The sequence below is a fragment of the Streptomyces sp. NPDC015130 genome (assembly GCF_043080005.1).
Taxonomy (GTDB): Bacteria; Actinomycetota; Actinomycetes; order Streptomycetales; family Streptomycetaceae; genus Streptomyces.
This window is the reverse complement of the sequence record NZ_JBIBVC010000011.1, coordinates 190,491-206,281: the sequence shown is the minus strand read 5'-3', so window position 1 is coordinate 206,281 and position 15,791 is coordinate 190,491. Positions and strand designations below refer to the sequence as shown.

The 15,791-nt window shown below is 72.5% G+C and carries 11 protein-coding genes; 4 read left to right on the top strand and 7 right to left on the bottom strand.

Annotated elements, in window-relative coordinates; translation table 11 throughout:
• Window positions 1-141: 141 nt before the first annotated feature.
• The gene (locus ACF08F_RS23850; RefSeq protein WP_392300553.1) at window positions 142-933 is read left to right on the top strand and encodes a DUF4352 domain-containing protein; all 792 of its coding nucleotides are present in this window, start codon (window positions 142-144) and stop codon (window positions 931-933) included.
• Between the two features lie 94 nt (window positions 934-1,027).
• Window positions 1,028-1,744, top strand: coding sequence for a hypothetical protein (locus tag ACF08F_RS23845; RefSeq protein WP_392300552.1), 717 nt, complete (start codon window positions 1,028-1,030; stop codon window positions 1,742-1,744).
• Window positions 1,745-1,766: 22 nt separating this feature from the next.
• On the opposite strand, the gene ACF08F_RS23840 is transcribed toward ACF08F_RS23845, so the two are convergent.
• The 3 genes from ACF08F_RS23840 to ACF08F_RS23830 all read right to left on the bottom strand — a co-directional run bounded on the left by ACF08F_RS23840 (window position 1,767) and on the right by ACF08F_RS23830 (window position 4,199).
• On the bottom strand, window positions 1,767-2,513 hold the full coding sequence (locus ACF08F_RS23840; protein WP_392300551.1) for an N-acetyltransferase: 747 nt from the start codon (window positions 2,511-2,513) through the stop codon (window positions 1,767-1,769).
• 60 nt (window positions 2,514-2,573) lie between these two features.
• Window positions 2,574-3,278, bottom strand: coding sequence for an HNH endonuclease family protein (locus ACF08F_RS23835; protein ID WP_392300550.1), 705 nt, complete (start codon window positions 3,276-3,278; stop codon window positions 2,574-2,576).
• 75 nt (window positions 3,279-3,353) lie between these two features.
• Window positions 3,354-4,199 (bottom strand): hypothetical protein, encoded by an 846-nt coding sequence (locus ACF08F_RS23830; RefSeq protein ID WP_392300624.1) that lies wholly within the window; start codon window positions 4,197-4,199, stop codon window positions 3,354-3,356.
• Window positions 4,200-4,333: 134 nt separating this feature from the next.
• Here ACF08F_RS23830 and ACF08F_RS23825 point away from each other — a divergent pair, with 134 nt between their 5' ends.
• Both ACF08F_RS23825 and ACF08F_RS23820 read left to right on the top strand, forming a co-directional pair.
• A complete protein-coding gene (locus ACF08F_RS23825) occupies window positions 4,334-4,912 on the top strand; it encodes a TetR/AcrR family transcriptional regulator (RefSeq protein WP_392300549.1) in 579 nt (192 codons plus the stop codon).
• 48 nt (window positions 4,913-4,960) lie between these two features.
• Window positions 4,961-6,220, top strand: a complete 1,260-nt coding sequence (locus ACF08F_RS23820; RefSeq protein WP_392300548.1) for an SGNH/GDSL hydrolase family protein — start codon at window positions 4,961-4,963, stop codon at window positions 6,218-6,220.
• 25 nt (window positions 6,221-6,245) lie between these two features.
• On the opposite strand, the gene ACF08F_RS23815 is transcribed toward ACF08F_RS23820, so the two are convergent.
• The 4 genes from ACF08F_RS23815 to ACF08F_RS23800 all read right to left on the bottom strand — a co-directional run bounded on the left by ACF08F_RS23815 (window position 6,246) and on the right by ACF08F_RS23800 (window position 15,540).
• Complete coding sequence (locus ACF08F_RS23815; RefSeq protein WP_392300547.1) at window positions 6,246-8,243, bottom strand: NACHT domain-containing protein; 1,998 nt, start codon at window positions 8,241-8,243, stop codon at window positions 6,246-6,248.
• A 63-nt stretch (window positions 8,244-8,306) separates the two neighbouring features.
• On the bottom strand, window positions 8,307-11,837 hold the full coding sequence (gene mfd, locus ACF08F_RS23810; protein ID WP_392300546.1) for a transcription-repair coupling factor: 3,531 nt from the start codon (window positions 11,835-11,837) through the stop codon (window positions 8,307-8,309).
• Window positions 11,838-12,181: 344 nt separating this feature from the next.
• The gene (locus ACF08F_RS23805) at window positions 12,182-14,755 is read right to left on the bottom strand and encodes an ABC transporter permease (RefSeq protein ID WP_392300545.1); all 2,574 of its coding nucleotides are present in this window, start codon (window positions 14,753-14,755) and stop codon (window positions 12,182-12,184) included.
• Window positions 14,752-15,540 (bottom strand): ABC transporter ATP-binding protein, encoded by a 789-nt coding sequence (locus ACF08F_RS23800; protein ID WP_392300544.1) that lies wholly within the window; start codon window positions 15,538-15,540, stop codon window positions 14,752-14,754. The genes ACF08F_RS23805 and ACF08F_RS23800 overlap by 4 nt, the downstream gene beginning before the upstream one ends.
• Between the last annotated feature and the right edge of the window lie 251 nt (window positions 15,541-15,791).

Sequence of the window (15,791 nt, the reverse complement as noted above, 5' to 3'; positions counted from 1 at the left end):
GATCTTACCGACGAACGCCCACGACACCACTTCACAGCGTGAGCTGACTCGTCTTTCGTGAATCGTGTTGACTCGGTTCACAAGCTCTGCTGTGATTGACCCATCGCTTCAGACAGCTTCTCTGTCCGGGAGGACACACCCATGTCGTACGACACTCAGGTCCCCGCCGCCGCCCCGCGGCAGGTCATGCGCAACGGGCTCGGCACGGCGGCCCTGATCCTCGGCATCATCGGCACGGTCTCCGGCCTCATCCCGCTGCTCTTCTGGCTGGCCGGCACGCTCGGCCTCATCGCCCTGATCCTGGGCCTGGTCGGCAAGGGCCGCGTCAAGCGCGGCGAGGCGAACAACAAGGGTGTGACCCTCACCGGCGCGATCCTCGGCCTCGTGTCCCTGATCCTCGCGACGGTCGGCCTGATCATCACGGTCACGGCGGTCAGCGACGCGGTCGAGGAGATCGACAAGAGCATCAAGGACGCGGCGCCGAAGGACCCGGCGAAGTCCGGGGCGCCCTCGGGCGACGCCGGCAAGGCGGACAAGGGCAAGACCCTGGCGGAGGGCGACTCCGTGGTCTACGACAACGACCTGAAGATCACGGTCTCGGACCCGAAGCCCTACGCCGCGAGCGAGTACGCGGTCGGCCACACCAAGGGCAACAAGGCCTACCAGGTCACCGTCGTCGTCGAGAACGGCGACAAGAAGAACTTCGACGCGGTCGGCGTCCTGCTGAGCGCGCGGGCCGGCGCCGACGGCGTCGAGGCCGAGCAGATCTTCGACGAGAAGGTCGGCGCGGGCTTCCAGGGTGCCGTCCTGCCCGGTAAGAAGGCCACGCTCACCGTCGCCTTCGACGCCCCGAAGGACGCCAAGAACCTGACCGTCGAGGTGAACCCCGGCTTCGACTACAACCCCTCGCAGTGGGAGCTGAAGGTCGGCTGACCCAGCCGGTCACCGCACGACCCGCACCACCAGGACCAGGACCGGGGGCCCCACGGGGCCCCCTTCCCCCGTACCCGCCCTCGGAGGCACCCCCATGCGCCCCCCGCTCCGCCGTTCCGGCGTCGCCACCGTCCTCTGCGCAGCCGTCGCGCTCTCCGCCACCGCCTGCGGCGCGGGCGGGGAGCCGACCGGACCGCAGCTGCTCGACGAGGCGGTCAGGGCGACGAACTCGGCGAAGTCCGTGACCCGGTACACCGACGGGCTCTCCCTGGGAGTCCCGATGAAGGGGTATGTGTCCCTCGACTCCCGTGGAAGGTGCACCGCCACGATGACGTACGGCGCGACGGGCACGGCCGAGCTGGTCAAGGTCGACGACAAGACCGTGTACCTGCGCCGCGACGAGTCGCTCCTGCGCATGCAGGAGAGGCACCGGAGCCCGGAGGAGATGGAGGCCCTGATCGACGAGCTCAGGGGCAACTGGACGAAGCCGCCCGTCGACGGCCCCGACGCCCCGGACGAGCTGGCGCTCTGCGACCCGGCGCGGCCGCTCGCCGGGTTCGAGCACGGACGGCCCGGGATCGTGCGGGACGGGGAGAGCACCGTCGACGGGCGGAGGGCGCTGAAGCTGACCGACCCGGGCGGCGGCGACGACGGGACGACCACCGTCCACGTCGCCGCGGAGGGCACCCCGTACATCCTGCGGATCGTCAGGACGGGCGGCGACGAGCCGGGGACGGTCACGTTCACGCACTACGACCGGCCGGTCGAGGCGAAGGCCCCGCCGGCCGAGGACGTCGTCGCACCGAAGTGACGCCCTGTCCTTCCACGTGCCGTCAGATGCGGTGGCGTACCCACACGTTGGGCTCGACGTAGACCGCGTACCCGCGCGAGACCTCGCAGTGGACCGGGACGAGGGCCTTCTCGACCTCGACCGGGCCGTCCGTGTCGAACGGCAGCCCCGTCCATTTGCGCCACTGCTCGACGGAGCCGCTGACCGTCATCGACGCCGGGGCCACCGCCTCGATGACACCGCCCGCGCGGACGTGGACGCGCAGCCACGGGTCGACGGGCAGGCCGTCGGACTCACGGGTGCGGAAGGCGTACTCGTGGATCGAGGAACCCGCCTCCAGATGCTTGCCGTTGGGGCGGACCGGGGCGACGAGCTCCGAGAATCCGAGCCGCCGCGTGTTGTCCCGCATCGCGGCGAGCATCCGGTGCGAGACGCCGTTGCCGAGCGCGCTCGTGTCGACGGTGATCTCGATCGCGCTGACGGTGTCCGCCTCACGGCCGGCCCGCAGGTCCGAGAAGGCCCAGAGCAGCACCTCGTCCCAGCCGCGGGGCGGGAGTTCGCGGCGGCCGTCGACGTCCATCCGGAAGGGGACGCTGAAGCCGCGCGCGACGACCTTGCCCTCGGCGTCGGTGGCGACGAGGACGTACTCCGGCAGCTCACGCACGATCCGGCCGATGTTCGCCCAGCCCACCGGGTCGTACATCATGAACTCGGGCCAGAGGTCGAGCATGCCCCACATCGGCCCTTCCAGCTCGGGACGGTCGGCGAGGGTCGATATGTTCAGGTCCATGCGGACAGGGTAAGGATCTCCCTCCGCAGGACGAAACGTTTTTCCTGGTGGGCGAACCGCCTACGGCAGTTTCTGCTGCGGACAGCGTTCGAGGACCCGCTTCATCGCGTCCCGCTCGCCGCCGGTCACCCACACCCCGTACTTCTTCTTCACGGCGACCTGCCGCGCCACATAGGCGCAGCGGTACGCCCTGTTCGGCGGGAGCCAGGTCGCGGCGTCGCCGTCGGACTTGCGGCGGTTCGCCGAGGAGTCGACGGCGAGGAGGTTGAGGGGGTCGTTGGCGAAGCGGCGGCGGGTGTCCGCGTCCCACTTCCGGGCGCCCTTCTGCCAGGCGTCGGAGAGCGCCACGACGTGGTCGATGTCGACCTTGCTGCGGCCCCGGACGTACTCGACGGTGGTGCCGGTGTACGGGTCGTCGGTGAGGGTCCCGGAGGCGACCTTGCAGCGGCCGTCGGTGAGGCGGACCCCGGTCAGGTCGCGCCGGAGCACGTCGTCCCGCGTACCGCAGCCGTTGCCGTCGACGTCCGCCCAGGCGCGGCCGAACTTCTCCCGCTCGTAACCGGTCTTCGGGGCCCGGCCCTTGACGGTGAGGGTGTCCACGGCGGCGAGCGCCGACCCGCGCGCGGCGGGTCTGCCGCCGACACCCCCGTCGGAGGCGGGGGTGTCGGAGCCGGGCGAGCAGCCGGTCGCCACCAGGGCGGCGACGGCGAGCGCGGCGACGGCCGGCCTCCTGCGATTTATGTGGAACGTCCGTTGTGTGAACACCCCCGCATCCTAGGGGGGTCCGGAAAGTAGCGCCGTCTGCCCGCAGGCCGGGCGGGACTTTCCGGACACCCCTAGTCACACCTTGCCGATGCCGAGGGTGTTCTCGGCCGGGAGCAGGCCGGAGCCGATCGCGGACAGCCAGGGGCCGCCGAGCAGTTCGGCGAGGCGGGCGGTGCCGTCCGGGCCGAGGGTGTCCCAGGGGGCCGCGGCGAGTTCGTCCGTACGCCGCTCGACCTCGGCGCGCAGCGCGCGGCCCGCGTCGGTGACCTCCACGGGCGCGCCGCCCGCCGCGACGAGGCCGCGGGCTTCGAGGCGGGCGCGGCCGGCGGACCACTCGGCGGCGGACCAGCCGCGGCTCGCGAAGACCGGCTCGGGGGCGGCGCCGACCGCCGCGAAGGAGACGAGCGCCTCGACCGGGTCGAGCCCGGCGACGAGGAGCGCGGCGAGGTGTCCGTCGCCGCGGTGCTCGCGCAGGACCGTCGCGGCCTGCCAGAGGACGAGGTGCGGGGCCTCGGGCCAGGGCAGGGCGGCGTTGGCGGCGGCGAGGGGCCGGCCCGCCGTCCCGGCGGCCTCGGCGGCGCGGCGGGCGAGGGCGGCGGCCTCGGCGAGCTCGGGGCTCTTGACGGTGTCCTCGCCGAGGACGGCCCGGTAGGTGCGGTCGACGGCCCGGAGGCGGGCGGCGAGGACGTCGGCGGGGGTCGCCGACGGGCGGTCCGGCACGTACCGGGCGACCATCTTGGGGCTGAAGCTGTAGAAGGCCGAGGCGACCCCGGCCGGGGCGGCCGCGCCCAGGGGGGCGGAGCGCCAGGCGAAGTAGGAGGGCCAGCGCTCGGCGGTGTCGTAACCGAGGGCGGCGGCCTCGTCGAACGCCTCGGGGGCGTAGTAGAGCAGGGCGTGCAGGGGTTCGAGCAGGTGCCACATCTGACGTACGCGCGCGGATTCCACGGTGGTCTCCCTCGTCTTCGTTCGGCTCTCTCATCCACGACTTGTCACTGACAAGATTGCACCTCGACGCTGAAACTTGTCAATGACTAGATACGGGCTAGGCTGCTGCCATGACGAGCCGGAAGACCTACCACCACGGCGACCTGCGGCAGTCCGTCCTCGCCGCCGCCCTCGACGTGATCGCCGCCGAGGGCCCCGGGGCGCTGAGCCTGCGCGACCTCGCCCGCCGCGCCGGCGTCTCCCACGCCGCCCCCGCCCACCACTTCAAGGACCGCACCGGACTCCTCACGGCGATCGCCACGCAGGGGTACGACCTGCTGGCCGCGGCCCTCGCCGGGACGCCCGAGCTGCGCGAACGCGGCGTGCGCTACGTGCGGTTCGCGACGGAGCACCCCGCCCACTTCCAGGTCATGTTCCAGCCGGCCCTGCTCCGCACCGACGACCCGGAGCTCCTCGCCGCCAAGGAACGGGCCTCCGCCGAACTGCGCGCGGGCGTGGCGGGCCTGCCGGACGTCCCCGACGCCCGCACGGCGGGCATCGCGGCCTGGTCCCTGGCCCACGGCTTCGCGACGCTGCTCCTCACCGGAAACGTCGACGCGGCACTGGGCGGCCGGGAGCCGGAGGAGTACTTCCGCTCCCTGACGGGCCTGCTCTTCACCGGCCAACTCCCCGAGAAGGGCGGGCGTTAGGGCCTGTCGGCCGGGAATAGCCCGCGTCTGCCCGTAATTGACGCAAGCATGCACACGACGAACACCCTGCGCCGCGCCGCCATAGCCGTCATCACCGCCGCCACCCTCGGATTAGCGCCCACCGCACTCGCCGACACCGGCCACCAGGGCCCCTCCTGGCGCGCCGCCTGGGCCGCGTCCCCGCAGGCGCCGACCGCGCCCTTCACCGCCAACTGGTCGCAGCAGGGCTTCGAGGACCAGACGGTCCGCCAGGTCGTCCGGGTCACCACCGGCGGCACCCGGGCCCGGATCGAGCTGACGAACCGTTACGGCTCCACTCCGCTGCGGATCACCGGCGCGACCGTCGCCCGTACCGCCGAGGGCGGCGCGGTGCGCCCCGGCTCCGTGCGCCCACTCCGCTTCGACGGCCGCGCGTCCGTGACGATCCCGGCCGGCGGCACCCTCCTCAGCGACGCCGCCAACCTCCCCGTCGAGGCCTTCGGCTCGCTCACCGTCACCCTCTACCTCGCGGAGAGGACCGGTCCCGCCACCTTCCACCACATCTCCTCGGCCACCAGCTACCGCGCCGACGGCGACCACCGTGGCGACCTGACCGGCACGGCCTTCCGGGAGACCAGCGCGTCCTGGTACTTCCTCTCCGGCGTCGAGGTCACCGGCGGCCGGGACTCCGGACGCCGGAACGGCGTCGTGACCTTCGGCGACTCCATCACCGACGGCGTCGGCTCCCGGCTCGACGCCAACGGCCGCTACCCCGACGAGCTGGCGGAACGCCTCGCCGAGGCCGGACGTCCGCGGGCCGTCGTCAACCACGGGATCGCCGGCAACCAGGTCGTCAACGACACCACCTGGGCGGGCGAGAAGGCCCTCACCCGCTTCCGGCAGGACGTCCTCACCGAGCCCGGTGTCCGGACCGTCGTCGTCCTCGAAGGCATCAACGACATCGGCGGCAGCACGGCGACCTTCCCCGCCCCGCCCACCCCCGACGTCTCCGCCGCGCGGCTCATCGAAGGCCACCGCACCCTGATCCGCGAGGCCCACGCGAAGGGCCTCAAGGTCGTCGGCGCGACCCTCACCCCCATCAAGGGCTCCTCCTACGACACCCCGGCGAACGAGGCCAAGCGGGAGGCGGTCAACGACTGGATCCGCACGTCCGGCGCGTACGACGCGGTCGTCGACTTCGACCGCGCGGTCGCGGACCCGGCGGACCCGGACCGCATCCTCCCGGCGTACGACTCCGGCGACGGCCTCCACCCGAACGACGCGGGTTACGCGGCGATGGCCGGAGCGGTGGACCTGGACGAGCTGTAGCCGCCCGCGGTACGGCACCCCGTGCTCACGGCGCGGGGTGCCGCACCAGCCACTCCTGGAACTCCCGGTGCCGGAACTGGTAGGCGACGCCGGAGGTCCGCATGAGCCCGGCGGAGACGGACCAGTCGAGGAAGCGGGCGAGGCGGAGGGGGAGACGGGGGCGGTGGGTCAGCAGGCCGCAGTAGTACAGGTGCCAGGGCCCCGCCATCATCATGTGCAACAGCCAGAACGTGGCCGGCACCAACAGGAGTGCGGCAAGCCTCAGTTCCGGCACGGCCCATGCCGAGCCCGGCAGGATCACCCCCGTCGCCACCATGGCCAGCGCGGTGGCGGACCCCATGCGCGTCCACCCGGACGGACCGAACGCCGCCAGGTCGCTCTCGTACAGCGCGACCGTGCAGCAGAGCAGGCCCACGATCCCCGCGCCCGCCAGCGCCAGGAACGGCAGCCCCAGCCCGCCCCACCCCTCCGGAGCGGCCACCACCCAGAGGACCACCAGGAGGATGAGCGCCATGCCGAGGATCACCCCGCGCTGGGCGCTCAGCGACACCCGCAGCCCCACCCTCCACATCGGGCTGCCCAGGGGCGGCACCGAGAATCTGCTCACCGTCATCACCCGCGACACGCGACCCACGGAGTGCGCCGCTGCCCCGAGGAACGAGGCCATGACCAGCAGCGTCAGGTCTCTGTCGCCGCCGAACACCGTCCAGCCCGGCACGAGGGAGACGCCCGCCACCGCCGCCCACCAGAGGCAGAGCGCCAGGTAGAGCGCCTTCCCCCGGCGGGGGTTCAGCCGGACGGCCAGATGCTCCAGCACCAGATCGGTGTCCGCGCCGTGGCTCGTCGACATCGCCCGCGCCAGGGCCGCCAGCCGGCGATGGATCCGCTCGGGCTCGTAACGCCCCGACCCCACCGACGTGTTCGCCGTGGAGGCGCCGATGAAGCGGGCGAGCAGCCGGTCCGCCACCTCCGCCTCCGTGGCAGCCGTCAGCAGCTCTCCCGGGTCCCCGTCCCGGTCGAAGGCCACCGCGGCCAGCGTCAGGCGCCAGGGGGTGGCGAGGGCCCCGGCCAGCACCCCGGACGGCCGGTCGCGGAGGTCGTCGAGGAGCGGCTGCCAGAGCTGCGGGCGACGGGCCCCGCGCAGGGCGAGGAACTCCCGGGCCTGCGCGGGCGTCACCGGGGCGATCTCCAGCCGGGCCGCGTCCAGGATGTGGCTGCCCGCCGTCTCCAGGGCGTCGTACTCGGCCGACCGGCAGGTGAGGACCAGCGGCGCCGGGTCGGTGCCGTCCTGGTGGCGGGCCAGGGCGTCCAGGGCGCGGGCCGCCCGGGAGTCCCCGGGGGCGCCCCCGACGACACCCGTCGCGTCCATCTCGTCCAAGCCGTCGAGGACCGGGAGGACCATGCGGGCGGCCACGACCCGGCGGGCCGAGGCGGGCGGCAGCCCGTAGTCGTGCTGGAGGTGCCGGACGAGCCAGTCCTGGAAGGTCTCGCCCGCGTCCCAGTCGGCCATGGCGACCAGCACCGGGACCGGTTCGTCCGCGCCCCTCAGCTCGATCAGCTTCATCACGAACTTGCGGGCCAGGACCGTCTTCCCGGCCCCCGGCTCGCCGGTGATCACCATGCGCCGGGGGCGCAGCTCCCGGTAGTCCTCGACGACCTGTTCCAGCCGCCCCGCGGGCGAGGCCGGAAGGGCGGCTGCGCGGGCACCGGCGGACGGACGGAAGGCGAAGGTGACGTCGATGGCCTTCAGGTCACCGCCGAGGGAGCTGATCCACTGGGGCTCGCCGATGGACTTGACCGCCCTGGCCAGCCGCGCGACCGCCGCCGCCTCGTCCTCCTCCGGCCGCCGCCACAGCGTGGCCAGCACCGCCACCCCGCCGAGCACCGCGCAGACCATGGCGATCAGGTCCGTCCGCTCCGACAGCTCCATCGGCCCGGCCGTGTCCTCGCCGGCCAGGGCCCACAGGACCCCCGCCACCGCCAGGGCGAGCAGGCCCGCCCCCAACAGCCATCCCCGTACCATCCAGCCCCCTCGTCCCCCGGTCCGGCAGAAGGCCATCCTGCCGGACCGGGGGCGTCCACGGGTCTACGAGCCCAGGATCGTCGTGAGGAACTCCCCCGTCCAAGCCAGCAGTTCGCGCCCCACCACCGGCTTCCCGCCGATCTTCCCGCTCGTCGGCCGCGGCACCAGGATCTGGTGGACGGCCGGCTTGATGACCGTGCGCGGGTACAGGCGCTTCAGGCGCAGTTCCTGCGACTCCCTCAGTTCCACCGGCGCGAAGCGGATGTTCGGGCCCTGGAGGACGATCTCGCCGACGCCGCACGCACGGGCCAGCATCCGCAGGCCCGCCACCAGGAGGAGGTTCTCGACCGGCTCCGGCAGCTTGCCGTAGCGGTCGGTGAGCTCCTCGCGTACGGCCCTGATGTCCTCCTCCGAGTTCGCGGAGGCGATCGAGCGGTAGGCCTGGAGGCGGAGCCGCTCCCCCGGCGCGTAGTCGTGCGGCATGTGGGCGTCGACCGGGAGCTCGATCTTGACCTCCAGCGGCGCCTCCTCCTCCGCGCCGCCCTCCATCTGCGCCCGGTAGTCCGCGACCGCCTCGCCGACCATGCGGACGTACAGGTCGAAGCCGACACCGGCGATGTGGCCGGACTGCTCGCCGCCCAGGAGGTTGCCCGCGCCGCGGATCTCCAGGTCCTTCATCGCCACGTACATGCCGGCGCCCATCTCGGTGTGCTGGGCGATCGTCGCGAGCCGCTCGTGCGCGGTCTCCGTCAGCGGCTTCTCCGGCGGGTACAGGAAGTACGCGTAGCCGCGCTCGCGGCCACGGCCGACGCGGCCGCGGAGCTGGTGGAGCTGCGAGAGGCCGAAGTTGTCGCCGCGCTCCACGATGAGGGTGTTGGCGTTGGAGATGTCGATGCCGGACTCGACGATCGTCGTCGAGACGAGGACGTCGAACTTCTTCTCCCAGAAGTCGACGACGACCTGCTCCAGGGCCGATTCCGACATCTGGCCGTGGGCCGTGGCGATCCGCGCCTCGGGCACGATCTCGCGCAGCCTGGCCGCCGCCCGGTCGATCGAGTCGACGCGGTTGTGGATGTAGAAGACCTGTCCCTCGCGCAGGAGTTCACGGCGGATGGCCGCGCCGATCTGCTTCTCCTCGTACGGGCCGACGAAGGTGAGGACCGGGTGCCGCTCCTCCGGCGGGGTGGTGATCGTCGACATCTCGCGGATGCCGGTGACCGCCATCTCCAGGGTGCGCGGGATCGGGGTGGCGGACATCGTCAGCACGTCCACGTTGGCGCGGAGCTTCTTCAGCTGCTCCTTGTGCTCGACGCCGAAGCGCTGCTCCTCGTCGACGATGACCAGGCCGAGGTCCTTGAACTTCGTCTCGGAGGCGAAGAGGCGGTGGGTGCCGATGACGACGTCGACCGAGCCCTCCCGGAGCCCTTCCAGGGTCGCCTTGGACTCGGTGTCGGTCTGGAAGCGGGAGAGCGCCCGGACGTTCACCGGGAACTGCGAGTACCGCTCGCTGAAGGTGCCGAAGTGCTGCTGCACGAGCAGGGTCGTCGGGACGAGGACGGCGACCTGCTTGCCGTCCTGGACGGCCTTGAAGGCGGCCCGTACGGCGATCTCCGTCTTGCCGTAGCCGACGTCGCCGCAGATCAGACGGTCCATGGGGACGGTCTTCTCCATGTCCTCCTTGACCTCGGCGATCGTGGAGAGCTGGTCGGGGGTCTCCGCGTACGGGAAGGCGTCCTCCAGCTCGCGCTGCCAGGGGGTGTCCTGGCCGAAGGCGTGGCCGGGGGCCGCCATGCGGGCCGAGTACAGCTTGATCAGGTCGGCGGCGATCTCCTTGACGGCCTTCTTCGCGCGCGCCTTCGTCTTCGTCCAGTCCGCGCCGCCGAGCCGGTGCAGGGTGGGTGCCTCGCCGCCGACGTACTTGGTGACCTGCTCCAGCTGGTCGGTGGGGATGTACAGCCGGTCGCCGGGCTGGCCGCGCTTGGCGGGGGCGTACTCGACGAGGAGGTACTCGCGGGTCGCGCCCTGCACGGTCCGCTGGACCATCTCCACGTACCGGCCGACGCCGTGCTGCTCGTGCACGATGTAGTCGCCGACCTCCAGGGTCAGCGGGTCGATGGTCTTGCGGCGCTTGGCCGGCATCCGCTGGCCGTCCTTGCCGGCCGCCTTCTGGCCGGACAGGTCGGTCTCGGTGAGGACGGCGAGCTTGAGCGCCGGGTCGACGAAGCCGTAGTCGATGGAGCCGGTCGAGACGTGGACGACGGACGGCGAGATCTCCGCGAGGTCGCCGTCGAGACGGGCGGGGATGCCCTCGCCGCCGAGGACCTCGACCGTACGGGTGGCGGGGCCGTGGGCCTCCGTCACGTACACCGTCCGCCAGCCGTCGGCGAGCCAGCCCTTGGTGTCGGCGAGGGCGCGGGCGGTGTCGCCGCGGTATGACTCGGGGGCGTGCATGCCGAGGGTCAGGGTGTCCCCGGACAGGACCTCGTCCGCCGCGAACGGCGACACCGACCACCAGGCGATGTCCAGCTCGCGGGCCCGGTCGCGGACGTCCGCGATGCCCCACAGGGAGGCCGCGCCGACGTCGATCGGGGCCTCGCCGCCGCCGGCGGTCGCCGCCCACGAGGCCTGGAGGAACTCCTGCGAGGTCGCCACCAGGTCCGCGGCCCGGGTGCGGACCCGCTCCGGGTCGCAGACGACGGCCATGGCGCCCTTCGGCAGCACGTCGAGCAGCAGCTCCATGTCGTCGACGAGGGCGGGGGCCAGGGACTCCATGCCCTCGACGGCGATGCCCTCGGCGATCTTGTCGAGGAGTTCGCCCAGCTCGGGGTGGGCCTCGGCCAGCTCCCGGGCCCGTGCGCGGACCTCGTCGGTGAGGAGCAGCTCGCGGCAGGGCGGCGCCCACAGTCCGTGCTCGGCGACTTCGAGGGAGCGCTGGTCCGCGACCTTGAAGTAGCGGATCTCCTCGACGTCGTCGCCCCAGAACTCGATGCGGAGGGGGTGCTCCTCGGTGGGCGGGAAGACGTCCAGGATGCCGCCGCGGACGGCGAACTCGCCGCGCTTCTCGACGAGCTCGACGCGGGAGTACGCGGCGGCCGCCAGGCCTTCGACGACCTCGTTCAGGTCGGCCGTCTGCCCGCTGCGCAGCGCCACCGGCTCCAGGTCGCCGAGGCCCTTGACCTGCGGCTGGAGCACAGAGCGGATGGGTGCGACGACGACGCTGACGGGGCCGGCGGCCGGGTCGTCGTCGCGGGGGTGGGCGAGGCGGCGCAGCACGGCGAGGCGGCGGCCGACGGTGTCGGAGCGGGGCGAGAGCCGCTCGTGCGGCAGGGTCTCCCAGGAGGGGTACTCGGCGACCGTGTCCGGGTCGAGGAGCGAGCGGAGCGCGGCGGCCAGGTCCTCGGCCTCGCGGCCGGTGGCGGTGACGGCGAGGACCGGGCGTCCCGAGTCCCGGGCGAGCGCGGCGACGGCGAACGGGCGCGCGGCGGCGGGACCGACCAGGTCGACGTGCGGGCGGTTCCCGTCGGCGGCGGCCTTCACCGCCTCGGCGAGGGCCGCGTCTTTGACGACTACATCGAGGAGGCCGTGGAGGCTCATGGACTTCCATCCCGGGTTCGGACTTCGGGGGCGGACAACGCGAACGGCCCGACACGTCGCACGGGCCGGGGTGCCCAGCCTACGGCGTGGCACTGTCACCCGCCCGAAGGAAAGGGGCCACTCGGAGGGCTGACGGAGACCCGTCCCGGCGGGCGGGCGGCGCCGGTGCGCGCCTGTCCCGGCAGACGGGCGACCTCGGTGCGCGCCTGTCCCGGCCGGCCCCGGTGTGCGCCTGTCCCCGCAGACGGGCGGCGCCTGAGCGCGCCCGTCCCGACCGACGGAGCGGCCCCGGTGCGCCGTGGCACACCGGGGCCGCTCTCTCCTCCGTACCGCCGGCCCGGTCCCTACTCGCTCGCGATGGCGTTCAGGACGTTCATGCGGCCCGCGCGGAAGGCCGGGACCAGGGCCGCGAAGAGGCCGACGAAGGCCGAGCCGACGAAGACGGTGAGGATCGTCGGCCAGGGGATCTCCAGGACGCCGAGGCCTTCCAGGGCCAGCAGCTTCTGGGCGGCCGTGCCCCAGCCCATGCCCAGGCCGAGGCCGAGAAGGGCGCCGAAGAGGGCGATGACCACGGACTCCAGGCGGATCATGCGGCGCAGCTGGCGGCGGGAGAGGCCGATGGCCCGCATGAGGCCGATCTCGCGGGTCCGCTCGACCACCGAGAGGGCCAGGGTGTTCACGACGCCGAGGATCGCGACGACGATCGCGAGGGCGAGGAGCCCGTACACGATGTTGAGGAGCTGGCCGACCTGGTCCTTGAGGGTCTCCTTGTAGTCGGCCTGGTTGCTGGCCTTGTACTGGGGGTAGGGCGCGAGGGCCTTCTTGACCGCCTCGTAGGCCTGGGCCTCCTGGCCGTCCTTCGCGGAGGCGAGGACGAGCAGGCTCTGCGGCATCCGGTCGGCGGGGACGTACCGGGCGAGGGTGGTGACGTTGGTGTACATCGCGCCGTTGTCGACCTGGCCGGTGTCCGCGGTGATCGCGGCGACCTTGAGCTTCGCCGTCTCGCCGCCCTTGAAGGCGACGGTCAGCACGTCGCCGACCTTCACCCCGTACTCGGTGGCGTAGTCGCTGCCGACGGACATCGCGTCGGTGCCGTAGGCGTCGGTGAGCTTGCCGGAGGCGACCTCGCGGCGCAGGTCCTGCACGTACGTCGGTTCGGTGGCGGCCAGGAAGGCCTTCTTCGTCTTCCCGCTCGGGTCGGTGATCCTGGCGTCGGCCAGCTTGTACCGGGTGACGTGGTCGAGGCCCGGGACCTTCTCCAGGGCGGCCTGCGCCTGCGGCACGATCGGCTGGCCGGTGCCGGACTGGACGATGAAGTCCGCGCCGACGGAGCGGTCGAGCTCGTCGGTGGCCGAGGCGACCATCGAGGAGCCGACGACCGAGAGGCAGGCGACGAGGGCGAGGCCGATCATCAGGGCGGCGCCGGTGGCGCCGGTGCGGCGGGGGTTGCGCAGGGCGTTGCGCTCGGCCATGCGGCCGACCGGGCCGAAGACCCGCAGGACGACGACGCCGAGGGCGCGGACCACGCCGCCCGCGAGGAGCGGGCCGATGACGATGAAGCCGAGGAGGGTGAGGACGACGCCGAGGCCGAGCCAGAGGGAGCCGGGGCCGGCCTCCTCGGCGCGGGTCGCGGCCCACAGGGCGGCGGCGCCGGCGGCGGTGAGGGCGAGGCCGAGGGCGCCGCGGACGCGTCCGGCCTTGCCGTCGGCGGGGGTGCCGGCGTCGCGGAGGGCGGCCATCGGGGAGACCTTGCCGGCGCGGCGGGCCGGGATGTAGGCGGCGAGGACGGTGACGACGATGCCGAGGGCGAGGCCGACGGCGGGGGTCGTCCAGGCGACGGTGAGGTCGCGGGTGGAGAGCTCCATGCCCATCGAGGACATGAGCTTCATGAGGCCGACGGCGAGGCCGACGCCCGCCGCGACACCGGCGACCGAGCCGACGATGCCGAGGAGCAGCGCCTCGACGAGGACGGAGCGGTTGACCTGCTTGCGGCTGGAGCCGATGGCCCTCATGAGGCCGATCTCGCGGGTGCGCTGGGCGACCAGCATGGAGAAGGTGTTGACGATGAGGAAGATGCCGACGAGGAAGGCGATCCCGGCGAAGCCGAGCATCGCGTACTTCATGACGTCGAGGAAGCCGGCGACGTCCTCGCGGCCCGCGTCGGCGGCCTCGGCGGCGGTCTGGAGCTTGTAGCCGTCGCCGATCGAGGCGGCGACGTTCTTCTTCAGCGCCTCGTCGCTGACACCGGGCTTCGCGTCGACCAGGACCTGGGTGAAGAGGCCTTCCTTGCCGAGGAGCTCGCGCTGCGCGGTGGCGGTGTCGAAGTAGACGACGGTGGCGCCGGGGTTGGTGACCTTGAAGTCGACGAGGCCGGAGATCTTCGCGGTGAAGTCACCGGTGACGGCGATCGTCCGCAGCTCGTCGCCGAGCTTCAGGCCGTGCTTCTCGGCGGTGGCGCCGTCGACGACGACCTCGGTGGGTCCGCGCGGCTCGTGGCCCGAGACGAGCTCCACCGAGCGGAGCTCGCTGGGGCTCCAGTCGGTGGCGATGGTCGGGGCGCCGCTGGTGGGTCCGACGTTCTTGTCGTCCGCGTCGACGACGGTGACGCTCATGGAGACGACGTCGCCCTCGACGGTCTGGACGCCCTCGGCCTTCCTGACCTGCTCGACGAGCGAGGCGGGGAAGGACTCGGGGCGGCCGCTCTGCGGGGTCTCGTCGTCGGTCGCCGCGCCCTTCGGGCTGACGGTGACGTCGGAGGCGGTCGACGCGAAGAGCTTGTCGAAGGTCGTGTTCATGGTGTCGGTGAACACGAGGGTGCCTGAGACGAAGGCGACGGAGAGGAGGACGGCGACGGCGGAGAGCGCCATGCGTCCCTTGTGCGCGAGGAAGTTGCGCAGCGAGGTCTTGAGGACGGTCATGACGTCCGCCCGCGCGCGTCGAAGTCCTTCATCCGGTCGAGGACGGCCTCGGCGGTGGGCCGCTCCATCTCGTCCACGATCCGTCCGTCGGCGAGGTAGAGCACCCGGTCCGCGTAGGAGGCGGCGACCGGGTCGTGGGTGACCATGACGATCGTCTGGCCCAGCTCGTCGACGGACTGCCGCAGGAAGCCGAGGACCTCGGCGCCGGCCCGGGAGTCGAGGTTTCCGGTCGGCTCGTCGCCGAAGATGATCTCGGGGCGGGCGGCGAGCGCGCGGGCTACGGCGACGCGCTGCTGCTGACCGCCGGAGAGCTGGTTCGGCCGGTGCTTGAGGCGCTCGGAGAGCCCGACGGTGTCGACGACCCGGCTCAGCCACGCGGCGTCCGGCTTCCGGCCCGCGATGTCCATGGGGAGCGTGATGTTCTCGATCGCGTTGAGCGTCGGCAGCAGGTTGAAGGCCTGGAAGATGAAGCCGATCCGGTCGCGGCGCAGCTGGGTGAGCTTCTTGTCCTTGAGACCGGTGATCTCGGTGTCGTCGAGGTAGATCTCGCCGCTCGTGACGGTGTCGAGCCCGGCGAGGCAGTGCATCAGGGTCGACTTGCCGGAGCCGGAGGGTCCCATGATGGCGGTGAAGCGGCCGCGGGCGATGTCGACGTCGACGGAGTCCAGCGCGACGACCCGGGTCTCCCCGGTGCCGTACGCCTTGACGACCTGACGCGCCCGCGCGGCGACGGCCGTGCTCTCTCCCGTACCCCCGTGCCTGGGGATGGTCACAGCCGAAGTCACGGTCTTCTCCTAGGGAGTGTGCGGGTGGGTGGGTCTCGCTTTGTAAGTTCAAGTTAAGAAGCGACGACCGGGCTTCTCGTCCTCCGCCGGGACGAACGACCCCTGGCCCGTATGGGGGAGATCCCCCTAGGGGATGTCCGCCTGAGGCACACCCTCGCGCTGCCGCCCGCCCCGCTGACCGCGCCGGACACGCGTGAGGGCCTCCACCCGAAGGTGGAGGCCCTCGCCTGCGACTCGGAGGACTCCGACCC